The sequence below is a fragment of the Denitrificimonas caeni genome, assembly GCF_027498055.1.
Classification (GTDB): Bacteria; Pseudomonadota; Gammaproteobacteria; order Pseudomonadales; family Pseudomonadaceae; genus Denitrificimonas.
This window is the reverse complement of the sequence record NZ_CP114976.1, coordinates 344,476-369,866: the sequence shown is the minus strand read 5'-3', so window position 1 is coordinate 369,866 and position 25,391 is coordinate 344,476. Positions and strand designations below refer to the sequence as shown.

The window sequence follows — 25,391 nt, the reverse complement described above, 5'->3', positions numbered from 1 at the left end:
GGTAAATATTTGCTTTGAGATATAGGTTTCCATTCGGGAAAAGGACTACACTCTTGCATCTTTTATACTTGCCTAACGGAAACTAAAATGACAACGGTTTTGCTGATTTTATCGTTCTTGGGCTTCCTTACCATTGTGGCGGAAGATTTTACTAAAGTTGATAAAGCCAAGACGACATTGTTTTTCGGCACCTTGGTTTGGGTGCTGTATTTTATTGCCCCACCGGATGGTCTTGAAGCACCGCAGCTGATGCATGCGTTGAATGAAAACCTCTTAGAAATTGCTACTTTGTGGCTGTTTTTAATGGCTGCAATGACCTTTGTTGCTTATGTTTCTCATAAAGGTGTTATTGATGGCATCGTTAATCGAGTGATGCCAACGCATATGAGCGAGCGCCGCTTGATGCTGGTGACCGGACTATTTGCCTTCTTCTTCTCCTCCATGGCCGATAACATTACCGCCACTTTGGTGTGTATTACCGTGCTGGTTAGCTTGAATTTAAGCACTGATAAATTATTGCGTTATATCGTCTTGGTGGTCTTTGCGGTTAACTCCGGTGGTGCTGCGCTAATTACCGGTGATGTTACGACCCTGATGATTTTCTTGGCCGGCAAAGTGAAGATTGCTGATCTTTTTTTACTCAGTTTACCTGCGTTGTTTGCAGTGTTATTTTTATCCTTCTTACTGTCTCGCTCGCTCAAAGGTGAGGTGGTGTTAGTCAAGCGCGAGATTGAAGTGGCAATGGGTGACCGCATCATCGCAGGGCTGTTCTTAGCCACTATTATAGGCACCATTGGCGCGAGCATAGCCTTTGGCATCCCGCCAGTTTTATCGTTCTTGTTTGGCTTGGCGGTCATGTTTATGGCGGTGCATTTTTTAAACAAAGATGAACCTGTGCTGGAGTACATTCGTAAAATTGAGTTTGATACTCTGCTGTTTTTCTTAGGTGTTTTATTGTTAGTTGGTATGCTCAAAGAGCTGCAGGTTTTAGAGCACTTCCCTACTCTGTACGAAAAATTACCGGTTGTTGTGGCCAATTATGCTGTGGGTTTATTTTCTGCTGTTTTGGATAACGTACCGCTCACTGCAGCATTACTAAAATCAGGTATTGAAATGACTGAGGGACAATGGTTAACCCTGACCTACTCAGTGGGTGTGGGTGGTTCTTTGTTGGCAATTGGCTCGGCAGCGGGTGTTGTGGCAATGAGTAAAATACCGGCGCTAAGCTTTATTGCATATTTCCGTTACTTTGGTTATTTACTGCTAGCTTACACTGTAGGTTTTATTGGCGTAGTAGCAGTTAGCTATTTTTTATAAATTTGTGTGCAGCACCTAAGCCAGCGCTTTTATGCTGGCTTTTTTATTAGTGCTACATTGGCTTTTGTTAAGAATTGTTAATCTAGCCTTCATCACTGGGATTTTTGCTAGCGAATAAATAGACTGAAGGGTAAAAAATAACCAGCTTGAAGTTGCTGATTGAATAATAAATTAGGGGGGAGATTTATGGGCGACTCGAGCCAGAGCATACAAACACTCACCTTAACTGCAGTGGATGGTTACCCTATCAGTTGCCGGTTGTATCCAGCTTTAGGTGTTGCTAAAGGACAGTTGATTGTGGCAGGCGCGACGGGGGTTGGTCAGCAGTTTTATCGACGCTTTGCTGAGTATGCGAGTCAGCAAGGTTTCAATGTGCTGACTTTAGACTACCGAGGCGTTGGCGATTCAGCGCCTAATCAGCTAAAAGGCTTTCAAATGGATTTTGCTGACTGGGGGCAGTTGGATTTGGCTGCTGCTGTGGATTATATGTATCGAGAAGATGCGCCGCTGTTTTTAGTGGGTCACTCTTATGGTGGGCATGCTCTGGGTTTGCTTCCCAATCATGAGAAAATAAACCGCTGCTATACCTTAGGTACGGGAGCCGGTTGGCATGGCTGGATGCCGTTAGCCGAGCGCTTAAAAGTGCAATTTATGTGGAGTGTGATCTTTCCACCACTGGTGGCCTGGAAAGGCTATTTGCCTTGGAAGATGCTAGGGCTGGGGGCGGATATGCCCAAGGGAGTTTATCGTCAGTGGAAGCGCTGGTGTAGTATGCCGCATTACTTCTTTGATGATCCGTTAGTGCGCGAGTCTAGAAAGTTGCAGTTTGCCCAAGTACGCACGCCCATTACTGCAGCAGTGGCACTTGATGATTTATGGGCGTTGCCAGCATCCCGCGATGCTTTCATGGCGTATTACTGTAATGCTGAAGTAATTCACCGTGACCTTGACCCGCAAGCGTTTAATTTAGCCTTTGGTCATATGGGTTACTTTCGGCCGCTGGCGCAACCTTTATGGGATGAAATGTTGGCGTGGTTTATGGAGCCCGGAGCCCCACAGTAATTGAGTCGGAGTGAGCCACTACTCTGCCCCTGGTTCGATGCTTATCGACAATTCAAGCAAAAATGAGTGTGATTTTATTGCCCTAAGTTTTTAGGGAAATGCTTTAAAGGGTTCACACTCAGGACTTTGCCATTTAAGCTGTGCAGCGTTTTGTTAAACATATTGCAATGAACCCTTGCTTCTTAAGGTGTTTTTAAGTTGTACATTTGCTATGCACTGTTGTTGAGTGCTTAAGTGTGGAGTTTTTATGAGCGAAGGTTCGGTTGTGGTATTAAACAGTTATTACACCTTGATTGCGGCTACTGTGGTTCTTTTAGTCGGGCGTACATTGGTTAAACGTGTGCGTGTTTTGAGTAATTTTAATATACCTGAGCCGGTGGTGGGCGGTTTAATCGCAGCAGTGCTGGTGTTGGGATTACATCAGGTTAATGGTTTTTCGATTCAAATCGAGAAAGGTCTGCAAGATGGCTTTATGCTGATGTTCTTTGCTTCGATTGGTTTAAGCGCTGATTTCAAGCGGCTGAAAGCGGGTGGCCTACCGCTAATTTTGTTCACTGCAGTAGTTACTGGCTTTATTGTTGCCCAGAATGTTGTTGGTATTAGTTTGGCGACGCTGTTGGGTTTAAAGCCTTTAACTGGTTTGATTACCGGTTCGATTACCTTGGTTGGCGGACATGGTACGGCTGCGGGCTGGGGGCAAATTTTTGAAACTGATTTTGGTATTCAAGGCGCGGTTGCTTTGGGTATGGCGTGTGCCACTTTTGGCTTGGTCTGTGGTGGTTTAATTGGTGGGCCGGTGGCCCGACGGTTGATGAAGCAAGTGAAGGTGCCTACTGAAGTTGTTGGTAGCGGGCCGCAAGTTGCTTTTGAACAGCCGCAGCATAATCGTTTGATTACTGCTGATACGGCGATTGAAACTTTAGCTTTGTTTGCTTTGTCTTTAGCCAGTGCGTTTTATTTGTCGAGTTTTATGGCGGAGCATTTTAGTGAGTCTAATTTTGTTATTCCCACTTTTGTCTGGGCGTTAGCTTCAGGGGTTGTGGTGCGCAATGTGCTGACAAGTGTGTTTAAAGTGACAATCTTTGATCGTTGTGTCGATGTGTTTGGTAATGTGTCTTTGTCGCTGTTTTTGGCGATGGCGTTGCTGAGTTTAGAGTTGTGGATGATTAAGGATTTGGCTGTGCCTTTAATCATTATTCTCAGTGTGCAGGCGTTATTGTTGGTGTTTTTTGCGATTTTTATAGTTTTCCGGGTGATGGGTAAGGACTATGATGCGGCTGTGTTAGCTGGTGGTTTTTGTGGTTTTGGGATGGGGGCTACGCCTACTGCTGTGGCAAATATGCAGGCGGTTACGGATCGTTTTGGACCTTCGCATAAGGCTTTTTTGATTGTGCCCATGGTGGGTGCGTTTTTTGTCGATATCTTGAACGCAACGATTCTCTCGGCGATTACTTCGTTGCCGTTTTGGAATTAATGGTTTGAGTTTGTAAGGGCCTGCTGTCTTAGCTGAGCAAAGTAGTGATGACGCTATGAGCATGCCGTACCTTGTTAGTATCGCTGTTCCCTCAGCGGGGCGTCCTGCCCCGATTCGGGCGCTACGCCATCCATGGCTGCGCTGGTCGCAATACCAACAAGGTACTCATTGATCAGTGATGCTGTCTGCAAGCTTGCAGTACGGCTCTTTTAAAGCAAACAACCTGTGGGATATGGTAAGCGCAGGTTTAGAGTTTTAGCTAAGAAGAGTATCCCGCATGATATGCGCATGCCGTATCTTGTTAGTATCGCTGTTCCCTCAGCGGGGCGTCCTGCCCCGATTCGGGCGCTACGCCACCCATGGCTGCGCTGGTCGCAATACCAACAAGGTACTCATTGATCAGTGATGCTGTCTGCAAGCTTGCAGTACGACTCCTTTAAAACGCATTACTGCGTGATGTTCTATTCAGTTATTGAGTTCTATTGGTTGCAGTGGATGAGAGTTTTTGTGCAATAGTGCAAACGCTGCAAACGCTGCAAACGCTGCAAAGGATTGACGAGTGCTTCGGAGTGGGTGTGGTGAGCGTAGGCATGGATGGCGCAGCGCCGGAGTTGAACCCTGGATGGGTTCATCGACGGATTAACACTTACCCCGAAGTACGGCATACAGAGGTTTGATGTCTTCGCAGAGCAAAGTAGCGATGACGCTATGGGCATGCCGTATTTGTTGGGACTCTACATCCCGTTGGTAAACTCAGGAATACTCATATCCACTGCCTCACGTACTGCACCTAGAGCAGTGGCGTAGTGGCCTAGTACGCCTAAGGCGTAATCAATACGTGAGCGTATGCGTTGGTCATTGTCATCAACGATGGGGCCTGGGTGCAGCATGGTGTTGACCTGACGAATAATAAGTTGCTCAGGGATATAACACAGACGGTTATTTTTAAAGCTGGAGCTGCGCAGCTCACTGATCGGATAAGCACCGCCAACGCCTGAAGAAACAGATACCAGTAGCCCTGGCTTATGCGCCAGCTCAGTTTTACTGGCCAGGACAAAAAAGTTTTTTAATGCAGGGCAGGCCATACCGTGCCATTCCGGACTGATAACAATCACAGCATCGGCAGCTTGTAAGCGAGCAGCGTAGTCGTGCCATAAAGCATCATTGTGCTCGGGCCATAAGGGTAGTGGACTGGTGCCTAAATCGATTAGAGAGCAGCTGTTATCATCACTGAGCTGTAAATCAATCAGGCGTTGGCGTAAATATTCAGCCACCCGCGCTGATTCACTTTGCGGACGGCCCGAACCTGAAATTATGACGTAATTAAGCATTGCAGTCCCTCGGTAAAATATTTTATAAGGTCTAAGTCTAGCCTGAAATAGTCATTCTTTGCTAAGCCCGTTAGTCTTAATTATCTATCGCTGGCCGTACTTTGAGAAAATACACCTCGCTCAGTGATTAAGCTTTTGCAAGGTTTAGCGAGCGGTACATTAGCCTTTAAAAAACTCCCCTGGGGTGCTGCCAAAGTGCTGACTAAAAGCGGCAATAAAAGCGGAAGTTGACTCATAACCACAGGCTAGCGCTACTTCTGTTACCGACTGTTTTTGCTCGAGTAAGGGTAAAGCATTGAGTAAACGCAGACGCTGGCGCCAGAGCCGAAAGGTGAGGCCGGTTTGCTGAGGAAAAAGACGGCTTAAAGTCTTTTCTGAAATATGTAAGCGCTGCGCCCATTGGTTTAAGGTGTCTGTCGCGTCGGGATGTTTTTGTAATTGCGCAACAATTTTTTGTAAGCGTTTATCTGCGGGTAAGGGCAGCATCAACCCCATATCTGGGGCGTGGGTTAACTGATCCAGTAGCACAGCCGCTAAGCGACCTGCGGCGCTGGATTGATCGTACTCCACTGGCAGTTCGCCAAAGGCGCGAATCAGCTCTTTAAGGAGAGGACTGACTTCAACCACTCGGCAGTTATTCGGCACAACAGTCAGGGCTTGGTTATCAATATATAAGCTGCGGATTTGGGTGTGCGCCGAGCATTGCACGCGGTGTTTGATGCCTGCGGGTATCCACACTGCACGCTGCGGTGGTGCAATAAAGCGCCCTTGGGCTGTTTGTACCTCTAATACGCCACTGATCGCGTAGGAAAATTGCACCCAGGGATGACTGTGGCGGTAACCGAGGACTACATTGGGTAATGCTTCTGTTTGCCCGTAAAGTGGCCGTGGCAGCTGCTTTAAGTCGTTGAGGCGTTGCTCTAAAGAGCTTGGCATTGTCCGTTCACCGATATTCTTTGGCTGATTGCCGTTAGCCGGATTATTTCATATCCAGTAGAGTCGCACCATATTGGATTTACTGGTGTGATTATTATGTTTCGTTTACGCATATTGTTCGACAACTTTACCCTGATCTTAATTGCTGTGGTGTTGGCTGCGACCTTCATTCCTGCACATGGTGTAGGCGCTACGGTATTTAAGTGGCTGACGAGTTTTGCCATTGCGTTATTGTTCTTTTTCCATGGTGCTAAGCTGTCGCGGCAAGCTATTATTGCAGGGGTGATGCATTGGCGTTTACATATGCTGGTGTTTGCCTGCACCTTTATTTTATTTCCAATTTTGATGTTGTCTTTGCAGCCGGTATTGCGCCCTCTCTTAGGGGATGAGCTGTGGGTCGGTATGTTGTATTTGGCCGCTTTGCCCGGCACGGTGCAGTCAGCGATTGCGTTTACTTCGATTGCCCGCGGTAATATTCCGGCGGCGGTGTGTGCAGCTTCGGCATCGAGTTTGGTGGGTATTTTGGTCACGCCTTTATTGGTAAAAATGATGCTAGATGCTGATGCGGGTACTGCAGGAATGCTGGAGGCGGTGATTCGGATTAGTCTGCAGTTGTTGTTGCCTTTTTTACTGGGTCATTATATGCGTCGCTGGATTGGTAGTTGGGTGGATCGCAATAGCAGCTGGTTGAAGTATGTGGATCAAAGCTCGATTTTATTAGTGGTGTATACGGCCTTTAGTGCGGCAGTGATTGCTGGGTTATGGGCTGCAGTGCCGCCGTCGTCGTTGATTTTGTTGGCTGTGGTGTGTTCTGTGATTTTAGCTATTGTTCTGTTTGCTACGACTTGGCTGGCGCGAGGCTTTAAGTTTAATAAGGAAGATGAGATTACTATTGTCTTTTGTGGTTCGAAAAAGAGTATGGCGACGGGGATTCCGATGGCTTCGGTGTTGTTTGCCGGGGGTGCAGTGGGGCCAGCGATTTTGCCGCTGATGGTGTTTCACCAAATTCAGTTGATGGTCTGTGCGGTGATGGCGCAGCACTATGCGTCGCGCTGCGAAGAAGAGGGTGCTCAGTGCGCTGATTGAGCTGTGCAAAGTAAAGTTTCTAGAATGTTTTGTGCATGGCGTACCTTGTTCATATCGCTGTTCCCTCAACGGGACATCCTGCCCCGATTCGGGGCTACGCCATCCATGGCTGCGCTGGTCGCGACACGAACAAGGTACTCGTTGACCAGTGATATTACCTGCGAGTATTGAGCACGACTCTTTTGGCCTGACGATGTTGGATAGTTTGCCTATCTGTCTATATCACTGAGATTATCTTGCGCTGTTGCAGGGCATACAATTGGTTAGCCAGTACTTCGGGGTGGGTGTGGTGAGCGTAGCTAGGGATGGCGCAGCGCCGGAGTTGAGCCCTGGATGGGCTCAACTCCGGATGAACACCTGCCTCGAAGTACGATATGCACAGATTTAGCATTTTTAGCAGAGCAAGGTAACAAGGACAATTTGTGCGTGGCGTACCTTGTTCATATCGCTGTTCCCTCAACGGGGCATCCTGCCCCGATTCGGGCGCTACGCCATCCATGGCTGCGCTGGTCGCGACACGAACAAGGTACTCGTTGATCAGTGATATTGCCTGCCAGTATTGAATACGACTCTTTTGGCCTGACGATGTTGAGCAGTTTAGCTATCTACCTGTATCACTTAGATTTCCTTGCGGCTTACCGGTGCGAGCGAGGCAGTACACATCTACACGGGCGGCGCCGTGTTGGAGTAGGAGTGCGCTAATTATTGAGCAGGTGGTGCCTGTGGTGAGCACATCATCTACTAGGGCAATGTGCTTATTTCTAACCTGCTCTGGGCGGGTGATCTGAAAGGCATTGTACAGGTTTGCCCGCCGTGCTTTAGCGCTTAAACCTTGTTGGCTAACTGTTTCACGGGTACGTAATAAGAGTTGCTGCGGACTGTCTAAAGGCACTGTTTTCGCTAGCCAATCGCAGATCATTTGCGCCTGATTATAGCCACGTTGACGCTGCCTACGTTTGGCCAGTGGAACTGCTAATAACAAATCTGGCCGCCGTCCACCTTCATCAAACGTATAGTGCAAATACTGCCCAAGTACTGAACTTAACAGCTGTCCATAAGGCCAGTTTTGCTGGTATTTAAAGCGACTGATTAAGGTATCAACTGGAAAAGTGAACTGCAAAGGCGTGATCACTTGGCTAAATAACGGTGGGTTATGGGTGCAGTCATAGCACAAGGCATCTTGGCTAGGCATAGGTAACGCACACTGTGGACAATGGTCGCTGAGCCAGGGTAACTCTGCCTCACAGTCAGTGCATAGAGGTATTAATTGCTGACTGGGGCTATCGCAGAGTAAACAGGGTTGTTTGCTTTTTAACCAGTTGTAAACCTTTTTTAAGTGACTCGGTTGACAGGTCATGACGTCTCCTTGATCATTATTGCAATGCATCCTGCATGCTTAAAGATTAGCAGCCAGCCGCTTAACGGCCAATAAAAAGGATAACCAATGAACGCCAGCCTTAACCCCGTCACTCGCCATGATTGGACCCAGAGTGAAGTGACCGCTTTGTTACAGCAGCCTTTCAACGACTTGATCTTCCAAGCACAAAGCGTGCATCGCCAGCACTTCAATGCCAATCGCGTGCAAGTTTCGACTTTACTGTCGATTAAAACGGGTGCTTGCCCAGAAGACTGTAAATATTGTCCGCAGTCTGGGCACTACAACACTGGGCTGGATAAAGAAAAGCTGATGGAAGTGCAGAAGGTTTTGGACGAAGCCAAACGCGCCAAAGAGATTGGTTCAACGCGTTTTTGCATGGGCGCAGCGTGGAAGCATCCTTCGGCGAAAGATCTGCCTTATGTCTTGGAAATGGTGAAAGGCGTTAAAGCCATGGGCATGGAAACCTGCATGACCCTTGGTAAGTTAGATGAAGCGCAAACCCAAGCATTGGCTGATGCCGGTTTAGATTATTACAACCACAACCTTGATACTTCGCCAGAGTTTTACGGCAATATTATTACCACCCGTACCTATGCCGAGCGCTTACAAACTTTAAGTTATGTACGTGATGCGGGAATGAAAATTTGCTCCGGCGGTATTTTGGGCATGGGCGAATCCATTGCTGACCGTGCTGGTTTGTTGATGCAACTGGCCAATTTACCAGAGCATCCAGAAAGTGTGCCGATCAATATGCTGGTGAAAGTTGAAGGCACACCGTTAGAAAATGCTGAGGATGTTGATCCTTTTGATTTTATCCGCATGCTTGCTGTAGCGCGGATTATGATGCCTAAATCCCATGTGCGTTTGTCCGCAGGCCGTGAACAAATGAACGAGCAGATGCAAGCATTAGCATTTTTAGCCGGTGCTAACTCGATTTTCTACGGGGAGAAGCTTCTGACCACTGCTAATCCACAAGCGGATAAAGATATGCAGTTGTTTGCCCGTCTCGGCATCAAACCAGAAGCCCGTGAAGAGTATGCCGATGAAGTGCACCAAGCGGCGATTGAGCACGCCATCATCGAGCAACGCGATGCCTCATTATTTTACGATGCGGCCGCACACTAAATGATCCTATGAGTGGGCAGGCTGCCTGGCTTGTCCCTTGCATAACGACCTTGCCTGAAAACCTTACTTTGGATTGTCATGAGCTTCGATCTTGCTGCACGTTTGGCCGCCCGCCAAGCCGATAACCTTTACCGCCAACGGCCACTATTGCAAAGCCCACAAGGGCCTGTAGTGCAGGTGGAGGGTAAAGAGTACTTGGCTTTTTCATCCAATGATTATCTCGGCTTAGCCAATCACCCGCAGGTGGTGGAAGCGATGCAGCAAGGCGCTGCACGTTGGGGCGTTGGTGGTGGTGCTTCGCATTTAGTCATTGGCCATAGCGAGCCGCATCATCAGTTGGAACAAGCTTTGGCTGAGTTTACTGGCCGTGAACGTGTGCTCCTAATGAGCAGCGGTTATATGGCCAATTTAGCTGTGATTACCGCCTTGGTCGGGCAAGGTGATACTGTGCTGCATGACCGTCTTAACCATGCCTCGCTGCTGGATGCTGGGCTGTTATCAGGCGCACGTTTTAGCCGCTATTTACACAATGATCTCGACAGCCTCAAGCAGCGTTTCCAGCGTGCGCAGGGTCATACGCTGTTGGTAACTGACGGCGTCTTTAGTATGGATGGCGATCTGGCGCCTTTGCCCGAGTTAGCAGAGCAGGCCAAAGCTCACGGGGCATGGCTGATGGTGGATGATGCCCATGGCTTTGGTGTGCTGGGCAAAAACGGTGGTGGTTTGCTTGAGCATTACGGCTTAACGGCTAGCGAGGTGCCGGTGTTGGTGGGCACTCTGGGTAAATCCTTTGGTACGGCGGGCGCTTTTGTTGCCGGTAGCGAAGAGTTAATTGAAACCCTCATTCAATTTGCGCGGCCTTATATTTACACCACCAGCTCGCCGCCTGCTGTGGCTTGTGCGACTTTAGCCAGTTTGCATTTATTGCAAACCGAGCATTGGCGCCGTGAGCATCTGCAACAATTAATTCAGCAGTTCCGTCAGGGTGCTCAGGCTTTAGGCTTGAATCTTATGGACAGCCCCACGCCGATTCAGCCGATCATTATTGGTGATAGCGGCAAAGCGATGGCGATTTCAGCCAAGCTGCGGCAATTGGGTATTTTAGTCGGTGCGATTCGTCCGCCAACCGTGCCGGCCGGTAGTGCGCGTTTACGTATCACGCTGACCGCAGCGCACACTGCCGAGCAGGTGCAGCAATTACTCGATGGTTTGGCCGCTTGCCAACTGGAGGCGTGTGATGAGTAAGCATCTGGTATTGCTCCCCGGTTGGGGGTTAGGCGTGGTGCCGCTACAGATTTTAGCCCAGCAACTGGATGCTGCTTTACCGCAGCTAACAGTACAGATTCAGCCACTCCCTGATATGCGCGGAAAAAGTACCGAGGCGCTGATTGCCTTGCTCGATCAGCAGTTGCCGAGTGATTGCTGGCTAATGGGCTGGTCGTTGGGCGGCATGTTAGCCACGGCTTTGGCGGCGTATCGGCAATCAGCCTGTGCAGGGCTGATCAGTTATGCCAGTAACCCTTGTTTTGTCGCGCGCGAGACATGGTCAGCGGCAATGCCAGTGGATACTTTTACCGCGTTTCGCCAGCTCTGTACTGAGGATTTCGCCGCAGGTCTAAAGCGTTTTGTGCTGTTATGCAGTCAAGGTGCTGCGCAGCCTCGAGTATTATCGCGGCAGTTATTAGAGGCTGCTGCAGTGGCTGATTCTGGCTGTGCTTTAGCCGGATTAGATCTGTTGGCTGAGTTGGATAATCGTGCCGCAATCAGTGCCTTTGCAGGCCCGCAGCTACATTTGTTCGCTGAGCAGGATGCCTTAGTACCGTCGCTGGCGCTTAGCCGTGTGCGAGCGCTTAATGCACAAGCCACTGTGGAGTTTTTCGGACACAGCCATGCCGGTCTTATTGTTGAAGCGCAATTATTAGCCCAGCGCATTGCCGACTTTGTTCTGCGTGGTCAGCATGCGTGAGTTGTCAGCGCAGCAGCAGAACAACAAACAACAGGTTGCCGCCGCATTTTCCCGCGCCGCGGCAACCTATGACAGCGTGGCCGATTTTCAGCGCGCGGTGGGCGCACGTTTATTCAGCTTACTGCCTGAATCAATCAGCTCAGAGCAAATACAGCAATGGCTGGATCTTGGCTGTGGCACGGGCTATTTCTGCGAACACTTACAGCAACTTTTTGCCAGTGCGCGCGGTACCGGCCTTGATCTTGCCCAAGGCATGCTGGCCTTTGCGCGTACACGTTGTCCAACTCTCAGCTATATTTGCGCCGATGCTGAGCAGTTGCCATTGCAGGACAATAGCCAAGATCTGATTTTTAGCAGCTTAGCGCTGCAGTGGTGTACTGATTTTTCTAAGGTGCTGCGTGAGGCGCATCGAGTACTTAAACCGGGTGGTGTGTTGCTGTTTAGTAGTTTGGCAGATGGCTCACTGATCGAGCTGCGCCGTAGTTGGCAGGCGGTGGATAATGCCAGTCATGTGAATCAGTTCCGCACACTTCAGCGCTATCAGGATTTAACCGCTGCCAGTGCTTTGCAGGTGCTGGATTTGCACTGTCATACCCATACCTATCATTACGCCAAAGTGGCTGACCTGACCCATGAACTAAAGCATTTAGGTGCAGATCATGTGCAAGAGGGACGTGCGCCTGGTTTGGTCAGCCGCCAAGGCTTGCAACGCTTGCTGAGAGCTTATGAAGATTACCGTCAGGCGCAAGGTTTACCTGCCACCTGGCAAGTGGTTTATGGCGTATTACGTAAAGAGGGTTAAGCATGGCACAGGCATTTTTTATGACTGGCACAGACACCGATGCCGGCAAAACCAGCATTGGCGCAGGACTGCTCTGCGCGGCCAAACAACAAGGCTGCAGCACATTAGCCATGAAACCTGTGGCCTCCGGTTGTGAGATGACCGAGCAGGGGCTACGTAATAGCGATGCTTTGGCTTTGATCGCGCAAAGCACAGTGCCGTTGCCTTACTCACAAATCAATCCTTATGCCTTTGCACCAGCCATTGCGCCGCATATTGCCGCGCAGGAAGCGGGTGTTGAATTATCCGTGGCGGACTTATATCAGGCGGCGCAGTTGGTTTTGCAACAACAGGCCGATTTTACTCTGATTGAAGGCGCTGGCGGTTGGCGCGTACCGATCTCTAATACAGAGTTTCTCTCGGACTTTGCCATTGCCTTGCAGTTACCGGTGATTTTAGTGGTGGGCGTGAAATTAGGCTGCATTAATCATGCTTTATTGACTGCACAAGCGATTCTCAATGATGGACTGGAGCTGGCGGGCTGGGTGGCGAATGTGATTGATCCCAACTGTGCGCGCTTAGCGGAAAACCTCGCAACTTTGCAGCAGTTGATGCCTGCACCGTGTTTGGCTGAAGTGCCGTATTTACCTGTGGCAAATGCCGAGTCTATGGCCAAACATTTATCGCATATTTTGCAGCAACTAGTGGTCCGCTGAGTTTAAAGCCTGCTTTGTAAGAGCAGTAAAGTTTTGTTAATAATGATAAATCAACCACACTTTGGTGGCTGGACATAAAATTGTTTTTGCGTAAGCTCAGGTCCGCTAATAAATAGCGTCATTATTCAGGGAGTTATAGGATGTTGAAGAAAACATTATTGGCTGCAGCAGTATTCGCGTGTGCCACAACTGCAGTGCAGGCCAACGAAGTATCGGGTTATTTGACTGGTAGCGTTGGTCAGTCAGACACTAAAGGAGCTAATACAGATACTGCATATAAAATTGCGGTTGGCTTGCAGGCGAATCCGTATGTTGGCTTAGAAGCACAATACACCGATTTAGGTAAGCCTAGCGACAGAGGTTATCTGGTTGTTGGATCAACTGCGTATTCAGGTAAATTGACTGCTGACACCAAAGGTTTAGGTGCAAATTTAGTTGGTACTTTGCCATTAGACGACTTTAAACTGTTTGCAAAAGTCGGTTATCACAAAATGGAAACAAAAGTTAAATTTAAAGCTGATGCTGGTGGTTCAGTTAGTGGTACTGCTCGTGAGTGGGTTCCTTCATTCGGCGCGGGTGCATCTTATGCCATCATGCCTGAGCTAGAGATTGTTGCTGAGTACGAGCGTTACAAAGATGTTGCAGATGCATACAACGTTGACCTCGCCTCTGTCGGCCTACGCTACAACTTCTAAGTAAGAAAAATCTGCCGTTGCAATGGCGGCAGACTTTATACAGCCTAACTAACTTTTATGGCTGCACTATCAAGTTATTAAATAACAAATCATCCACCAGTATTTCGCCTTCCTCTTCTTTTAGGGTGTTTTGCACTTGTAGCAAAGCGGCTTGACGCATCGCTTCCTTACCCTCATTGGATCCTAGATTCTCATCAGTTTGCTGAGCGAACAGCTGAATCAATTGGTCGCGAATCAGTGGCTCGTGGTATTCAACCCTAGCCACGTTTTCTGCTTTAACGCGTAAAGCAATATCGGCTTTGTAGTATTTAAGTTTGCCACCAGCACCATAATTACCCACTAAAGCAGGTACTAAATTGACATACGCGGACGGTGCAGCAACGACAGGCGTTTGCTCATCTTCTTGCGCGTACGCTGTTAGCCCGCTGAACGAAAAAGCCAGTAATAGGATCGATACATATTTCACAGTGACTGCTCCATGGCATAAATGAATTCATGCTCCACAGTATACGTTTAGGCTTGTAGAGTTTGTTATTGATTTATGAGGCAAGCCATTGTCATAGGCTGAATTAAAGGTTGACAGTAATAATGCACTATCACTTACATGCATACAGATTGAACTCTAGTCTGTGCGCTCTACACTCAAGAAAACAACAAATTAGAGGTGCCTTATGAAAGCTGTCTTGTGCAAAGCCTTTGGACCAGCAGATACGTTGGTTGTAGAAGAAGTAAATAGCCCAGAAATTAAGAAAAATGAAGTACTGCTGGATGTGCATGCGGCAGGCATTAATTTTCCTGACACGTTAATTATTGAGGGTAAATATCAGTTCAAACCGCCGTTTCCATTTTCTCCGGGCGGTGAAGCTGCGGGTGTAATCAGCGCAGTGGGTGAGAAGGTCAGTCATTTGCAAGTGGGCCAGCGCGTTATGGCGTTAACTGGTTGGGGCAGCTGTGCGGAACAAGTTGCGGTGCCTGCTTATAATATTTTACCGATGCCTGAGGGGATGGATTTCCCGACCGCAGCGGCTTTTAGCATGACCTATGGCACAGCAATTCATGCGTTAAAGCAGCGCGGCGCCTTACAAGAAGGGGAAACCTTATTAGTGTTAGGTGCTTCCGGTGGCGTAGGTTTGGCTGCGATTGAGATTGGTAAAGCCATGGGCGCGCGGGTGATTGCTGCGGCCAGTAGCGCTGAGAAACTAGAAGTAGCACGTCAAGCTGGCGCTGATGAGCTGATCAATTATCACGATGAAGATGTGCGTGAGCGTTTAAAAACCTTAACCAAGGGACAGGGCGTGGATGTGATCATCGATCCAGTGGGCGGTGATTTATTTGAAACGGTGTTTCGCTCCATTGCTTGGAATGGCCGTATGCTGGTGATTGGTTTTGCTAGCGGTACTATCCCGTCGTTACCAGCGAACTTGCCACTGTTAAAAGGCGCTGCGGTAATTGGTGTGTTCTGGGGGGCTTTTGCTCAGCGCCAGCCGCAAGATAACGTGGCCAACTTCCAGCAACTCTTTGCTTGGTATGCCCAAGGAAAACTCAAGCCGTTGGTCTCACAAACTTTCCCGCTGGAAGAAACTGCCGCAGCGATTAATACCCTAGGGGCGCGTAAAGCTGTGGGTAAGTTGGTGATTAAGGTGCGTTAAAACGCCATTGCGCTACCCGCACAGCGTTTATGCATGCCTATACCTGAGCCAAAGTCTTAAAGTATCAAGCTGTAAGACTTTGGCCAGAGACTTTCAGAACTAAATAATTGACTACTTCTTTAGCTGCAGTCATAAAGAACGCTGCTTTATCTGCGACTTTCATCGTATAGTAGCGGAAAATAATTATTAGTTTATAGGCTATAACAGCATGTTACATCGCATTGTGGTTGTGGGTGGTGGTGCCGGCGGACTGGAGCTGGCAACCCGACTTGGGCGTTCCTTAGGTAAACGCAAAAAAGCTAAAATAACTTTAGTGGATGCCAACCTAACTCATATCTGGAAACCGCTATTACATGAAGTGGCCACCGGCTCACTGAACAGTACGGATAATGAATTAAACTATTTAGCTCAAGCCAAGTGGAATCATTTTGAGTTCCAAATTGGCCGCTTTGCTGGGATCGATCGGCAAGCGAAAACCATTGAGCTCAGCGCAACGCTGGGTGAAAAAGGTCAAGAGCTGGTGCCAGCCCGCAGCTTGCCTTATGACACCCTAGTGGTTGCAGTGGGCAGCCTTACCAATGACTTTGGTACCCAGGGTGCAGCTGAACACTGTATTTTCCTGGATAGTCCGCAGCATGCATTAAACTTCCACCGGCGTTTATTAGGCGAGTATTTAACAGCCCATGCCCAAGGCGATATTGACCACTCGGTTAACATTGCCATTGTTGGTGCTGGTGCAACTGGGGTGGAGTTGGCTGCGGAGTTGCGCCGTGCCGCAGAAGAGTTATCTGCCTATGGCTTGGGGAATATCCAGCCAGAAAATATGAATATCAGCTTGATTGAAGCAGGTCCGCGGGTCTTGCCGGCCTTATCTGAGAAGATTGCCGATGAGGTGCATCAGCAGTTATTAAAGCTGGGGGTGCAGGTTAAGTTGTCGGCAGCAGTGGAAGAAGTCACCGCTGATGGTATGAGCATCAAAGGCGGTGGTTTTATTCCAGCAACACTAAAAGTGTGGGCGGCGGGGGTGCGAGCACCGAATTTTTTAACTGAGCTCGATGGTTTAGAAACCAACCGCATTAATCAGTTAGTAGTGCACAGGACCTTACAAACTACGTTAGATGAAAATATTTTTGCCTTAGGCGACTGTGCGGCCTGTCCTCTTAGTGAAGGCAGCGATAAAAATGTCCCACCCAGGGCGCAATCAGCCCATCAGCAAGCCAGCTTTTTAAACAAAGCTTTAGCGCTAAAATTAAAGGGCAAAGCGCTGCCCAGTTACAGTTACCGTGATTACGGCTCTTTGGTCTCCCTCTCGCAATACAGTGCGGTGGGTAACATCATGGGTGGCTTTATGCGCACGGTAAACGTGGAAGGCTGGATGGCGCGCATGTTCTATATTTCTTTATATAGGATGCATCAGGTGGTGTTATACGGTGTATTTCGTACGGCACTGATTATGCTCAGCGACCGCATCGGCAAGCGAACCCACCCGCGGATGAAATTGCATTAATTGCAAGGTGCGCTGGCTCCTCTAGTGAGTAATTGCTAGTGAGAGAGCCCGGCGCAAGCAGTACACTGTGGTTGAGCTAGAGAGGAGTTGCCTGTGTTAATTCGATCCATAGAAGAGCTAGACGCGGTACGTGCGCGTTGCAAAACCATGACTAGAAAGCGCGCGCTGACTTCCGGTGGCCTGACTTTAATACCCGTGCCCGGCGTGGATATCGCTGCAGATGTGGGCTTGTTATTAGAGCTGCTGCCGGCGATTAGTCGCGAATTTGGCTTAACCCAAGAGCAAATGCGGCACCTTGATCCGCAATTAAAAAGTTTTTTATATGGGGTGATTAAGACCACAGGTAGCCGTGTGGTTGGCCAGCTGGTGAGCAAACAGGTGGTGGTCTCTTTGCTGCAAAAAGTAGGTGTTCGTTTGACCGCGAAGCAAACTTTAAAGTTTATTCCTTTTGCTGGGCAGGCAGCAGCAGCGGCGTTAAGTGGCAGTGCCATGTTGCTGCTTGGTTATGCACATATTCAAGAGTGCTACAGCATTGCCCAACAAGGCCTTGAATATAAGGCCTTACCTGCCCCGACCAATGATTGATATCTATTAATGCTGGCAGATGCTCAGCTATTGTAGAGCTGAGCCCTGAGCCCTGAGCCCTGAGCACGTAAGCAGTGCTGTTGATTGATGTGCCGAACAGATGCTATAGCAGCAGTGTTTAAGCGCTGTGTTGTTTGCTTTGTATCAGCACCTGCTGCGCCAGTTGCATGCCCGTTTCTGAGAAAGTTTTGTGGATCACATCAACGCCAGCGGCACAGATGCTGTCGGCATCTTCTGGGTATAAACAGTGACTGACAATAAAACCTTTAAAGCCACTCTCACGCAGTTTCTTAGCTGCTAAGGTTTTAGCCTCTAAATCATTTGCCGCTAAAATTACATACCTTAAATGCGGTGCGCGCAGACGCTTCCAGAACACGGCGTCCTCAGCGTCGGCAAATAAGCTGTGAATATCTTCTGCAGCTTGTTGCTCAATTTTAATCGGGTCAGAGTCGATGCCGATGACCGAATGTCCTTGTTCCTGTAAGACTTGATACGCCGCCATGCCAGTACGGCCCATACCGACGATAAGGATTTCATCATCGATATACAGCGGTTGCTCATCAGGGTGGTAGCCCTTACGTTCACATAAAATCAGGTACTTATTGAGCTTGTCATATAGGTTGTGAGCAAAGCGGTTGAGTGGTGCGGAGATCACAAAGGAGAAAGCTACAGTGAGCGCCAGTGGAATAATCCACTCAGGAATAGCGACGCTGGCGACAATCAAACCAAACTCACTGTAGTTGGTTAGGCTTAAACTGGTCAAAAAAGCGCTGCGCGCTCTAAGTTTAAACAACACCATCAAAGCAAAAAACAAGATACCTTTGAGCGGTAAGGCAATGGCCAACACTAAGGCGAAAATAATTGCTTGCTGATCCGGTAAGCCGCCAATACCAATTTGTAAAAAGAAACCCACCAAGAAGATTTCTTTAATGCTCCACAACGCTTTGGAGAGCTCACTAGAGCGTGGGTGGTTAGCCAGTAATGCCCCAAAAGCTAAAGCACCCAGCTCAGAGCTTAAGCCAATCTGCTCAAAGCCATAGCCGCCAACTACCAGCGCTAGCAGTAGGCCCAGCAAGACCAGCAGTTCTTCGTGGCCGCTGTAATCGACCAAGCGATAAATCAATGGGCGCAGCAGGGGAATGCCAAAAACTATTAGCGCCCACATCGAGGGGGTTTGACCGCTGGCGATGCTCATCACACAGAGGGCAATTAAGTCTTGCACCACCAAAATACCAATGGCCACGCGACCATGGAATGCGCGTAATTCCCGCTTGCGTGCTTTCTACGGTGACATCGAGATAGTCCCCTGAGGCAGCAATCACAAAGCCAGCAGCCAGGTAACCAATCAAAGGCGGCAGGCCGATCAGCCGTACTCCGATGCCTAAACTAAAGGCAAAAACGATCCATACGGCTTCAATCACAGCAGTTACCTAAGTGGGAAATATTTTGCTGCGCAATTTAACAAAGAAAAGCGCACACCCGCAGACTAATTCGCTGTTGTATTACTCCAGAGCCGCTGTGCTGAGGGAGATTAAGTGATTAACTGTTAATCAGCTGCTGGGCTGCATGTCGACCGCTGCACCAAGCGCTTTGCAGATCGCCTTGGCCGCACCAATCACCGGCAACCACAAGGCCACGGGATAAGTCTGCCAAGGTGTTGAGCGGTTGTTCAAGGGCGCCTAATGCATAACGCCAACGATGGGCAAAAGCGCTATCAGCTTCCGGCGGTGCGGTATCGAAGAGCTCGGCAAAGCAGTTACTGAGGCGGTGAATCACCTGCGCAGGCTCATCCTCTAGATGCTCAGTACTCCAAGCCACACTGGCGCGCAGTAACCACGTTTGCATGGGCTGCTCAGCAGCGATTGCACTGGGCCGTACCTCGGCAATAATGCGCTGCTGCATAGGGCTTAAGGGTTGGCTTGCGGTGAGCGGTTCTTTAAAGCCTAAGGCCACCATCCAAGTGGGCTGCATTACTACACTGGCAGCACAGGCCGCTAAATCAGGCGCACAGTTGCTCAGCAGTGTGCTGGCTTGTGGTGCAGGGATAGCGACTATGAGTTGTGCAAAGGGGCCGTGCTGCTGCCCATGTTGATCAAGAAGTAACCAGCCTTGCTGAGTGTGACTGAGCTGGCGTATTTCACAGGAAAATAAAGTGTTGAGCTCGCCCAGCAAATTACGGGTGAGCGCGCTCATATAGGGAATACCGGTCCATTGCTGCTCGGTCTGCTTGAGCCAACCGGCGTGCTGCCAGTGATCGAGTTCCGCAAGAAACTCTGCTTGATCGGCGTGAAAAGCTTGTGTGCCTAAATTAACGCGCCCCATAGCGCTACGATTGCTGGCTAAGCGCCCACCACTGCCGCGGCTTTTCTCAAACAGTTGCACGGTATACCCGGCGTTGTTAAGGCTGCGGGCAGCGGTAATGCCGGTCATTCCGGCACCGATAATAGCAACTTGAGAAGACGACATAAGAGTTCCTTGCAGTAAAAAGAGGGCAGTGAGCTGTATAAGGCATATCATAAATACTTGTACGTGCTATAGGTAGTTGTATAAGTATTTGCGAAAGAACTATAGTGTGTAGCAGTGCTTGTGTGCGTTACTAACAACGGCATCAGTAGCATGTTGTAGCACCTTGTCTATTTAAGCGGCTATGAAGCAGGAGACAATCACTATGCGTATTTTAATAACCGGCGGTACGGGCTTGATTGGTCGCAGTTTGTGTCAGTTTTGGTTGGCGCAAGGCCATGAGATTTATGTCTGGAGTCGTTGCCCTGAACAGGTGAAAAGCTTGTGTGGCGAGGCTGTGCATGGGCTGGCGGAGTTGCGTGAGCTGGATCATATCAAGCTTGATGCGGTGATTAACTTGGCTGGTGCCCCCATTGCTGATCGGCCCTGGACGCAGGCGCGGCGCAAGTTATTACGCGATAGCCGCATTGCTCTCACTGAGCATCTGGTGCAGTGGCTGGCCAGCTTGTCACATAAGCCAGAGGTGTTGATTTCAGGTTCGGCAGTGGGTTGGTACGGCGATGCTGGGGAGCAGGTATTAACCGAAAGCAGTCCTGTGCAAACCACGGACTTTGCTACGCAGCTTTGTGCTGACTGGGAAAATGCTGCTTTAGCTGCTGAATCGCTGGCGATTCGTGTGGTCTTGATTCGTACAGGATTGGTGTTAACCGCTAAAGGCGGCTTTTTATCGCGCTTATTACCGCTGTTTCGTCTCGGTTTAGGCGGTAAACAAGGTAGCGGTCAGCAGTGGATGCCGTGGGTGCACTTAGACGATGAAGTCGCTTTGATTGATCACCTGTTGCAGCATGTATCAGCTCAGGGTGTTTACAATGCCTGCGCACCAGAGCCGGTGCGCAATCAGCAGTTTGCACAGGCTTTAGGCAAGCATCTGCGCCGCCCTGCAGTGTTGCCTGTGCCGGGCTTTGCGCTAAAGCTCATGCTGGGAGACATGGCCGGGTTATTGTTAGGTGGACAAAATATTCGTCCTGAGCGTACTGCAGAGATTGGCTTTGAGTTTAAGTATCGAGAGCTGCCTGCGGCATTGGCTGCACTTTAAGCGTTTGCAGCATTGCAACTGGGGGAGTCGGTAGACATGGCTCACAGCTTTACTTTATTGTCGCGGCTTCGCTACTACTGGGCTGAAGCAATGCTGGGTGGCGCACTGGCTGATCACTGAACAAATCAACTACGTGACCAATAATGGTTAATGTCGGTGGGGTCAGTTCAGCATGCTTGGCCATGCTTTGCAGCTTGGCGAGGCTGCCGCGAATCACTTGCTGCTCGGCATAAGTGCCGCTGCCAATTAATGCTGCCGGTGTATCTGCAGCTAAGCCTGCGTTTATCAGTTCGCGAGAAATCTCCGCAAGACTGCTGAGTCCCATATAAAACACCAGGGTTTTTTTCGGATCAGCCAAGCTAGGCCAAGGCAGATTCAGTGCGCCGTCTTCCTGCAAGTGACCGGTAATAAACTGGCAGGAATGCGCTACGCCACGGTGCGTTAGAGGAATTCCCGCATAGGCAGTGCAGCCAGAAGCGGCAGTAATACCCGGTACTATTTGGCAGCTAATCTGCTGCTTTAAGAGAAAATCGAGCTCTTCGGCACCCCGGCCAAAAATAAATGGATCACCACCTTTGAGGCGTGCTACGCGCAATCCTTGCTGGGCAAGGTCAGCCAGCAGTTGATTGATTTGCTCTTGTTTTAAGCTGTGATGACCGCTGGCTTTGCCGACAAAGTGACGCTGGCTGCGCGCAGGTAACATGGCCATTAGCTCAGGGCTTACAAGGCGATCATAGACCACTGCATCAGCTTGTTGGAGCAGGCTCCAAGCACGCAAAGTTAGTAAGCTGGGGTCGCCTGGACCCGCACCAATTAAGGCCACAGTGCCGGGCGCAAAAAAGGCTTGTAGTGCCGCGGGGAAAGCGCTTGTCTGATCCATATCAGCTCCAAAGTAACTTTAGATCACAGGGTTAATGTCATCACAAAAAGGTGTGTTAGCCTACAGCGCTGGACACTTAATGTCAGGTAAAGAGCGCTTGTTTATAGCTTTTTTGCTTAAATAATTGTTGGCTTATAACCCTTGGCTTAGATTATGTCCGCGTTTGCGGCATATTTCTATTTGCTGGCGTCGCTCGAGCAAGTTAGGCTCAAGTCATTGCCGTCATAAAATAGCAGTGTCAGTACTAGCAACTGCACCACTTTATTAACATTCAAGAAGCGCTCTAATCGAGCGGCAAGGAACGGATTTTGAATATTATTAAACATCTAATTAAAAGCGATAAAACGCCAGTATATATCCTGACTTTATCAGCAGTGATAGGTGCAGTAGTTGGCTTTATAGGTGTGCTATTTCAACTGGGAGTGGCTTTTATTTCAACTTGGCGCATGACCAGTGTTGAGCAGCATTTTAGCGCGAAATGGCAAATTATTTTAGCAACTTTTATATTCTCAGCCTGCTTAACTATGCTGGCCTACTATCTGGTTAAGCGTTTTGCTCCAGAGGCTGGCGGTTCGGGTATTCCTGATATTGAAGGGGCGCTGCAGGATCTTCGGCCGGTGCGCTGGTGGCGGGTATTGCCGGTTAAGTTCTTTGCTGGGTTAGGGACTTTAAGTTCTGGCATGGTGCTGGGTCGAGAGGGGCCGACGGTACAGATTGGCGCCAATACTGCTGAAATGTTCAGTGATATTTTTCGTTTAAAAAACAAAGATAATCGTTATGCGCTGTTGGCCAGCGGTGCAGCTGCGGGTTTATCCGTAGCCTTTAATGCGCCTTTAGCTGGCATTATCTTTGTCATTGAAGAGATGCGCGAAGAGTTTAAATACAACATTGTTTCAATTAAAGCAGTGGTAATTGGCTCAATCATGGCCACGGTAATCTTCCGTTTAATTAACGGCAGTGCTGCGTTGCTTGATGTGGGAGTTTTTGCCGCTGCGCCTATTCAGGCTTTGTGGCTGTTTATTGTGCTGGGTTTTTGCATTGGCTTGTTGGGTATTGCTTACAACCGCTTCTTGTTATTTTTGCAAGATCGCTTTCAAGCATTTTACCAAGATAAAACCTATCGTTTTGTTTTAACTGGAGGGTTGATTGGCGGAAGTTTTGCCGCTATTGCGCTTTATTTACCGGAAACTGTTGGTGATGGCTTTAATGTCATTCATGATTGGAGCAATGGTCATTTCACCTTAAAACTATTAATCATTTTTTTAGTGTTGCGCTTCTTCACTTCGATTATCAGCTTTAGCTCAGGCGCCCCAGGTGGGGTATTTTCACCCTTGCTGGCACTGGGCACATTGGCTGGCGCGTTGTTCGGTAATGTTGCGATTGACTATTTTCCAGGCTATGAGCTGGAAGCTGGCATGTTTGCCATTGCTGGGATGGGCGCGCTCTTTGCGGCCACAGTTCGAGCGCCACTGACAGGGGCAATTTTAGTGCTTGAGTTAACCAGCAGCTTCAATTTGATTTTACCCATGCTGATTACATGCCTGGGGGCAACTTTGGTCGCTCAGCTCTTGGGCGGACGTCCACTCTATACGGTTTTATTAGAGAAAAAACTGGCAAAAGATCAGCCGCAAGTAGCCAACGATACAGCCTTGGCAAAACAACAGCAGGCTTAAAGCACAGATAAAAACTGCGCCAGCACATAAAGCTTGATTGGCGCTGGGCCGCGCACTTACCGCAGCATTTGCGAAGGTAGGGGGTAGATACTTAGGCAGGGGTAGAGCTGTGTGTTTTGAGTTTAGGCAATGGTTGTATTGCCGGCTAGAGTGAGCAGTTATCCCATGCTGGCGCAAATAGTATATGCATACTTGCGAGCCAGCATGGTTTTTTCTTAAGCGATTAATTTAAGCTTAAGATCCACTGGGCTAGAGTGGTTGCTTCTTCTTCGGTAACTACGTTTGGTGGCATAGGAATTGGACCCCAAATACCAGCACTACCTTCTTTAATGTGTAAAGCCAGTGTTTCAACAGCGCCATCCACATCAGCATTTTTTGCTGCAATTTCTTTCAGTGAAGGACCAACCATTTTGTTGTCCACAGTGTGGCAAGCTACGCATGGTTTGCTTTTGAACAAAGCTTCACCGTCGCTGGCTAAAGCAGGTTGCACAGCAAAAGCTGCACCCAGTGCAAACAGTGGAATTAGAATTTTTTTCATAGTCTTACCTCAAGGCTAAACAAAGGGGGAGTGATAATACGACTCACCTTCATTGTACTCAGTACTAAAGGTATTGAGTATTAATGGTTATGACTTTAACAGCCTGCATTGCATAAACTCTTGTCCTCGATCATTTTTTCTTATTTTAGCCATTTACCGCCATAGCCATTGTGCTGCTTATTCTTTACAGGCTTGCGTCTGTTTTGACTGAGCACTGAGTGAGTAAGCTGCTATAGAGTCAATAAATAACTGGGCATTAAGCGCGGATTGGTTGGCTAGCGCCTGTTGTAGCTGACCTTCAAGGTGCAATCAGCTTTGGGAGTTGCTGGGCAATTTCTTTAACATCCAAAGGTGCGCGAATAAAACCATACTGGCGACCATCGGGGCTCAGAATAGCTAAGTTGCCACTGTGATCAACGGTATAGCGCGGCTGGCTGGTATCGCCGGGAATAAAAGGAATGCTGAGCGCGTTACTTAAGGTTTGAATATCTGCTAACTCACCGGTTAAGCCAATAAACTCTGGGTCGAAATACTCGAGGTAGAGTTGCAGTTGCTCGGTACTGTCGCGGTGAGGGTCAACGCTCACCATCAGAATTTGCAGGTTGTGTTGCGCGTCCTCAGGCAGCAGTTTTTTTAATTGGCGCAGTTCTGCCAAGGTGGTTGGGCAGATATCTGGGCAGAAGGTGTAACCAAAAAAAACTAAGCTCCATTTACCTGTGAGTGCTTGGCTATTCACAGTTGCGCCGTCAGTGCTGGCTAATTGCAATGCTGGCAGCTCACGGCTTGTAGGTAGGGTAATAATTCCTGCTTCACGCAAAGCCGTAGCTTGATCTTGGCCTATAGTTAAATGATTGCCCGCCCACAAGCCAATGCTTAGCGCCAGCAAAACCCCAACGATGCTTAAAATCAGCGTACGACCTTTGCTTTGATATGACATACAACACCTTTAACCCTACGAAAATTGGCTTAACCAGACTCTTGCCCTGCATTATAGAGTGGATTGGCCCTTGCTGGCTTGTGTCGATATGACGCTGTTTAGAGAGTATAGGCCTCAGTTGCATGAGCGCGCTTTGCGGTGAGTCAACAGGTGAATACTCGTTGAACAGCGCAGTGTTTTATTGCGAGGCTGTTAC

At 48.8% G+C, this 25,391-nt stretch carries 23 protein-coding genes and 1 pseudogene; 15 read left to right on the top strand and 9 right to left on the bottom strand.

Annotated elements, in window-relative coordinates; translation table 11 throughout:
- Positions 1-87: 87 nt before the first annotated feature.
- From nhaD to gltS, 3 genes are all read left to right on the top strand, one after another.
- Positions 88-1,317 carry a sodium:proton antiporter NhaD gene (gene nhaD, locus O6P33_RS01825; RefSeq protein WP_269818552.1) on the top strand — a complete coding sequence of 410 codons (1,230 nt, stop codon included), beginning with the start codon at positions 88-90 and terminating at the stop codon, positions 1,315-1,317.
- Positions 1,318-1,503: 186 nt separating this feature from the next.
- Entirely contained in the window at positions 1,504-2,379 is an 876-nt protein-coding gene (locus O6P33_RS01820) for an alpha/beta fold hydrolase (protein ID WP_269818551.1), read from the top strand.
- Positions 2,380-2,626: 247 nt separating this feature from the next.
- Positions 2,627-3,853, top strand: a complete 1,227-nt coding sequence (gene gltS / locus O6P33_RS01815) for a sodium/glutamate symporter (RefSeq protein ID WP_269818550.1) — start codon at positions 2,627-2,629, stop codon at positions 3,851-3,853.
- A gap of 734 nt (positions 3,854-4,587) precedes the next feature.
- Here the strand turns inward: gltS and O6P33_RS01810 are convergent.
- Positions 4,588-5,184: an NADPH-dependent FMN reductase gene (locus tag O6P33_RS01810; RefSeq protein WP_269818549.1), complete on the bottom strand. Its 597-nt coding sequence runs from the start codon at positions 5,182-5,184 to the stop codon at positions 4,588-4,590.
- A gap of 159 nt (positions 5,185-5,343) precedes the next feature.
- The gene (locus O6P33_RS01805) at positions 5,344-6,120 is read right to left on the bottom strand and encodes an AraC family transcriptional regulator (protein WP_269818548.1); all 777 of its coding nucleotides are present in this window, start codon (positions 6,118-6,120) and stop codon (positions 5,344-5,346) included.
- A gap of 96 nt (positions 6,121-6,216) precedes the next feature.
- On the opposite strand from O6P33_RS01805, the gene O6P33_RS01800 reads away from it, so the two are divergent.
- Positions 6,217-7,206 carry a bile acid:sodium symporter family protein gene (locus O6P33_RS01800; RefSeq protein WP_269818547.1) on the top strand — a complete coding sequence of 330 codons (990 nt, stop codon included), beginning with the start codon at positions 6,217-6,219 and terminating at the stop codon, positions 7,204-7,206.
- A gap of 601 nt (positions 7,207-7,807) precedes the next feature.
- Here the strand turns inward: O6P33_RS01800 and O6P33_RS01795 are convergent.
- On the bottom strand, positions 7,808-8,563 hold the full coding sequence (locus O6P33_RS01795; RefSeq protein WP_269818546.1) for a ComF family protein: 756 nt from the start codon (positions 8,561-8,563) through the stop codon (positions 7,808-7,810).
- An 87-nt stretch (positions 8,564-8,650) separates the two neighbouring features.
- On the opposite strand from O6P33_RS01795, the gene bioB reads away from it, so the two are divergent.
- The 6 genes from bioB (at position 8,651) to O6P33_RS01765 (ending at position 13,867) form a co-directional block, all read left to right on the top strand.
- Positions 8,651-9,709, top strand: a complete 1,059-nt coding sequence (bioB, locus tag O6P33_RS01790) for a biotin synthase BioB (protein ID WP_269818545.1) — start codon at positions 8,651-8,653, stop codon at positions 9,707-9,709.
- Positions 9,710-9,787: 78 nt separating this feature from the next.
- Positions 9,788-10,954 carry an 8-amino-7-oxononanoate synthase gene (gene bioF, locus O6P33_RS01785; RefSeq protein ID WP_269818544.1) on the top strand — a complete coding sequence of 389 codons (1,167 nt, stop codon included), beginning with the start codon at positions 9,788-9,790 and terminating at the stop codon, positions 10,952-10,954.
- Positions 10,947-11,675 carry an alpha/beta fold hydrolase gene (locus tag O6P33_RS01780; protein WP_269818543.1) on the top strand — a complete coding sequence of 243 codons (729 nt, stop codon included), beginning with the start codon at positions 10,947-10,949 and terminating at the stop codon, positions 11,673-11,675. The genes bioF and O6P33_RS01780 overlap by 8 nt, the downstream gene beginning before the upstream one ends.
- Complete coding sequence (gene bioC / locus O6P33_RS01775; protein WP_269818542.1) at positions 11,668-12,477, top strand: malonyl-ACP O-methyltransferase BioC; 810 nt, start codon at positions 11,668-11,670, stop codon at positions 12,475-12,477. The genes O6P33_RS01780 and bioC overlap by 8 nt, the downstream gene beginning before the upstream one ends.
- 2 nt (positions 12,478-12,479) lie before the next feature.
- Positions 12,480-13,172 (top strand): dethiobiotin synthase, encoded by a 693-nt coding sequence (gene bioD / locus O6P33_RS01770; protein WP_269818541.1) that lies wholly within the window; start codon positions 12,480-12,482, stop codon positions 13,170-13,172.
- Between the two features lie 140 nt (positions 13,173-13,312).
- Positions 13,313-13,867, top strand: a complete 555-nt coding sequence (locus O6P33_RS01765) for a porin family protein (protein WP_269818540.1) — start codon at positions 13,313-13,315, stop codon at positions 13,865-13,867.
- A 55-nt stretch (positions 13,868-13,922) separates the two neighbouring features.
- On the opposite strand, the gene O6P33_RS01760 is transcribed toward O6P33_RS01765, so the two are convergent.
- Complete coding sequence (locus tag O6P33_RS01760) at positions 13,923-14,333, bottom strand: flagellar basal body-associated FliL family protein (RefSeq protein ID WP_022966978.1); 411 nt, start codon at positions 14,331-14,333, stop codon at positions 13,923-13,925.
- A gap of 205 nt (positions 14,334-14,538) precedes the next feature.
- On the opposite strand from O6P33_RS01760, the gene O6P33_RS01755 reads away from it, so the two are divergent.
- The 3 genes from O6P33_RS01755 to O6P33_RS01745 all read left to right on the top strand — a co-directional run bounded on the left by O6P33_RS01755 (position 14,539) and on the right by O6P33_RS01745 (position 17,608).
- A complete protein-coding gene (locus O6P33_RS01755; RefSeq protein ID WP_269818539.1) occupies positions 14,539-15,516 on the top strand; it encodes an NADPH:quinone oxidoreductase family protein in 978 nt (325 codons plus the stop codon).
- A gap of 208 nt (positions 15,517-15,724) precedes the next feature.
- Positions 15,725-17,023: an NAD(P)/FAD-dependent oxidoreductase gene (locus O6P33_RS01750; protein WP_269818538.1), complete on the top strand. Its 1,299-nt coding sequence runs from the start codon at positions 15,725-15,727 to the stop codon at positions 17,021-17,023.
- Between the two features lie 93 nt (positions 17,024-17,116).
- Positions 17,117-17,608 carry a hypothetical protein gene (locus O6P33_RS01745; protein WP_269818537.1) on the top strand — a complete coding sequence of 164 codons (492 nt, stop codon included), beginning with the start codon at positions 17,117-17,119 and terminating at the stop codon, positions 17,606-17,608.
- A 118-nt stretch (positions 17,609-17,726) separates the two neighbouring features.
- Here the strand turns inward: O6P33_RS01745 and O6P33_RS01740 are convergent.
- Positions 17,727-19,029: pseudogene (locus O6P33_RS01740) on the bottom strand (NAD-binding protein).
- Positions 19,030-19,147: 118 nt separating this feature from the next.
- Positions 19,148-20,074 carry an NAD(P)/FAD-dependent oxidoreductase gene (locus tag O6P33_RS01735; RefSeq protein WP_269818536.1) on the bottom strand — a complete coding sequence of 309 codons (927 nt, stop codon included), beginning with the start codon at positions 20,072-20,074 and terminating at the stop codon, positions 19,148-19,150.
- A 202-nt stretch (positions 20,075-20,276) separates the two neighbouring features.
- Between O6P33_RS01735 and O6P33_RS01730 the strand changes: the two genes are divergently transcribed.
- Positions 20,277-21,167 carry a TIGR01777 family oxidoreductase gene (locus O6P33_RS01730; RefSeq protein WP_269818535.1) on the top strand — a complete coding sequence of 297 codons (891 nt, stop codon included), beginning with the start codon at positions 20,277-20,279 and terminating at the stop codon, positions 21,165-21,167.
- Positions 21,168-21,216: 49 nt separating this feature from the next.
- On the opposite strand, the gene cobA is transcribed toward O6P33_RS01730, so the two are convergent.
- A complete protein-coding gene (cobA, locus tag O6P33_RS01725) occupies positions 21,217-22,047 on the bottom strand; it encodes a uroporphyrinogen-III C-methyltransferase (protein WP_269818534.1) in 831 nt (276 codons plus the stop codon).
- A 308-nt stretch (positions 22,048-22,355) separates the two neighbouring features.
- On the opposite strand from cobA, the gene clcA reads away from it, so the two are divergent.
- The gene (clcA, locus tag O6P33_RS01720; protein WP_269818533.1) at positions 22,356-23,720 is read left to right on the top strand and encodes a H(+)/Cl(-) exchange transporter ClcA; all 1,365 of its coding nucleotides are present in this window, start codon (positions 22,356-22,358) and stop codon (positions 23,718-23,720) included.
- Positions 23,721-23,943: 223 nt separating this feature from the next.
- Here clcA and O6P33_RS01715 read toward each other — a convergent pair whose 3' ends face one another.
- Together O6P33_RS01715 and O6P33_RS01710 are read right to left on the bottom strand one after the other, a co-directional pair.
- Positions 23,944-24,258 carry a c-type cytochrome gene (locus O6P33_RS01715; RefSeq protein ID WP_269818532.1) on the bottom strand — a complete coding sequence of 105 codons (315 nt, stop codon included), beginning with the start codon at positions 24,256-24,258 and terminating at the stop codon, positions 23,944-23,946.
- Positions 24,259-24,556: 298 nt separating this feature from the next.
- A complete protein-coding gene (locus tag O6P33_RS01710) occupies positions 24,557-25,195 on the bottom strand; it encodes an SCO family protein (protein ID WP_269818531.1) in 639 nt (212 codons plus the stop codon).
- Positions 25,196-25,391: the final 196 nt, after the last annotated feature.

Coding starts and splice junctions, on each gene's coding strand:
- bioB (WP_269818545.1), top strand. CDS start 8,651: ATGAACGCCAGCCTTAACCCCGTCACTCGCCATGATTGGACCCAGAGT.
- bioD (WP_269818541.1), top strand. CDS start 12,480: ATGGCACAGGCATTTTTTATGACTGGCACAGACACCGATGCCGGCAAA.
- gltS (WP_269818550.1), top strand. CDS start 2,627: ATGAGCGAAGGTTCGGTTGTGGTATTAAACAGTTATTACACCTTGATT.
- O6P33_RS01755 (WP_269818539.1), top strand. CDS start 14,539: ATGAAAGCTGTCTTGTGCAAAGCCTTTGGACCAGCAGATACGTTGGTT.
- O6P33_RS01765 (WP_269818540.1), top strand. CDS start 13,313: ATGTTGAAGAAAACATTATTGGCTGCAGCAGTATTCGCGTGTGCCACA.
- O6P33_RS01795 (WP_269818546.1), bottom strand. CDS start 8,563: ATGACCTGTCAACCGAGTCACTTAAAAAAGGTTTACAACTGGTTAAAA.
- O6P33_RS01820 (WP_269818551.1), top strand. CDS start 1,504: ATGGGCGACTCGAGCCAGAGCATACAAACACTCACCTTAACTGCAGTG.
- O6P33_RS01800 (WP_269818547.1), top strand. CDS start 6,217: ATGTTTCGTTTACGCATATTGTTCGACAACTTTACCCTGATCTTAATT.
- O6P33_RS01715 (WP_269818532.1), bottom strand. CDS start 24,258: ATGAAAAAAATTCTAATTCCACTGTTTGCACTGGGTGCAGCTTTTGCT.
- O6P33_RS01780 (WP_269818543.1), top strand. CDS start 10,947: ATGAGTAAGCATCTGGTATTGCTCCCCGGTTGGGGGTTAGGCGTGGTG.
- O6P33_RS01810 (WP_269818549.1), bottom strand. CDS start 5,184: ATGCTTAATTACGTCATAATTTCAGGTTCGGGCCGTCCGCAAAGTGAA.
- O6P33_RS01735 (WP_269818536.1), bottom strand. CDS start 20,074: ATGTCGTCTTCTCAAGTTGCTATTATCGGTGCCGGAATGACCGGCATT.
- nhaD (WP_269818552.1), top strand. CDS start 88: ATGACAACGGTTTTGCTGATTTTATCGTTCTTGGGCTTCCTTACCATT.
- O6P33_RS01710 (WP_269818531.1), bottom strand. CDS start 25,195: ATGTCATATCAAAGCAAAGGTCGTACGCTGATTTTAAGCATCGTTGGG.
- O6P33_RS01805 (WP_269818548.1), bottom strand. CDS start 6,120: ATGCCAAGCTCTTTAGAGCAACGCCTCAACGACTTAAAGCAGCTGCCA.
- bioC (WP_269818542.1), top strand. CDS start 11,668: ATGCGTGAGTTGTCAGCGCAGCAGCAGAACAACAAACAACAGGTTGCC.
- O6P33_RS01750 (WP_269818538.1), top strand. CDS start 15,725: ATGTTACATCGCATTGTGGTTGTGGGTGGTGGTGCCGGCGGACTGGAG.
- cobA (WP_269818534.1), bottom strand. CDS start 22,047: ATGGATCAGACAAGCGCTTTCCCCGCGGCACTACAAGCCTTTTTTGCG.
- bioF (WP_269818544.1), top strand. CDS start 9,788: ATGAGCTTCGATCTTGCTGCACGTTTGGCCGCCCGCCAAGCCGATAAC.
- O6P33_RS01730 (WP_269818535.1), top strand. CDS start 20,277: ATGCGTATTTTAATAACCGGCGGTACGGGCTTGATTGGTCGCAGTTTG.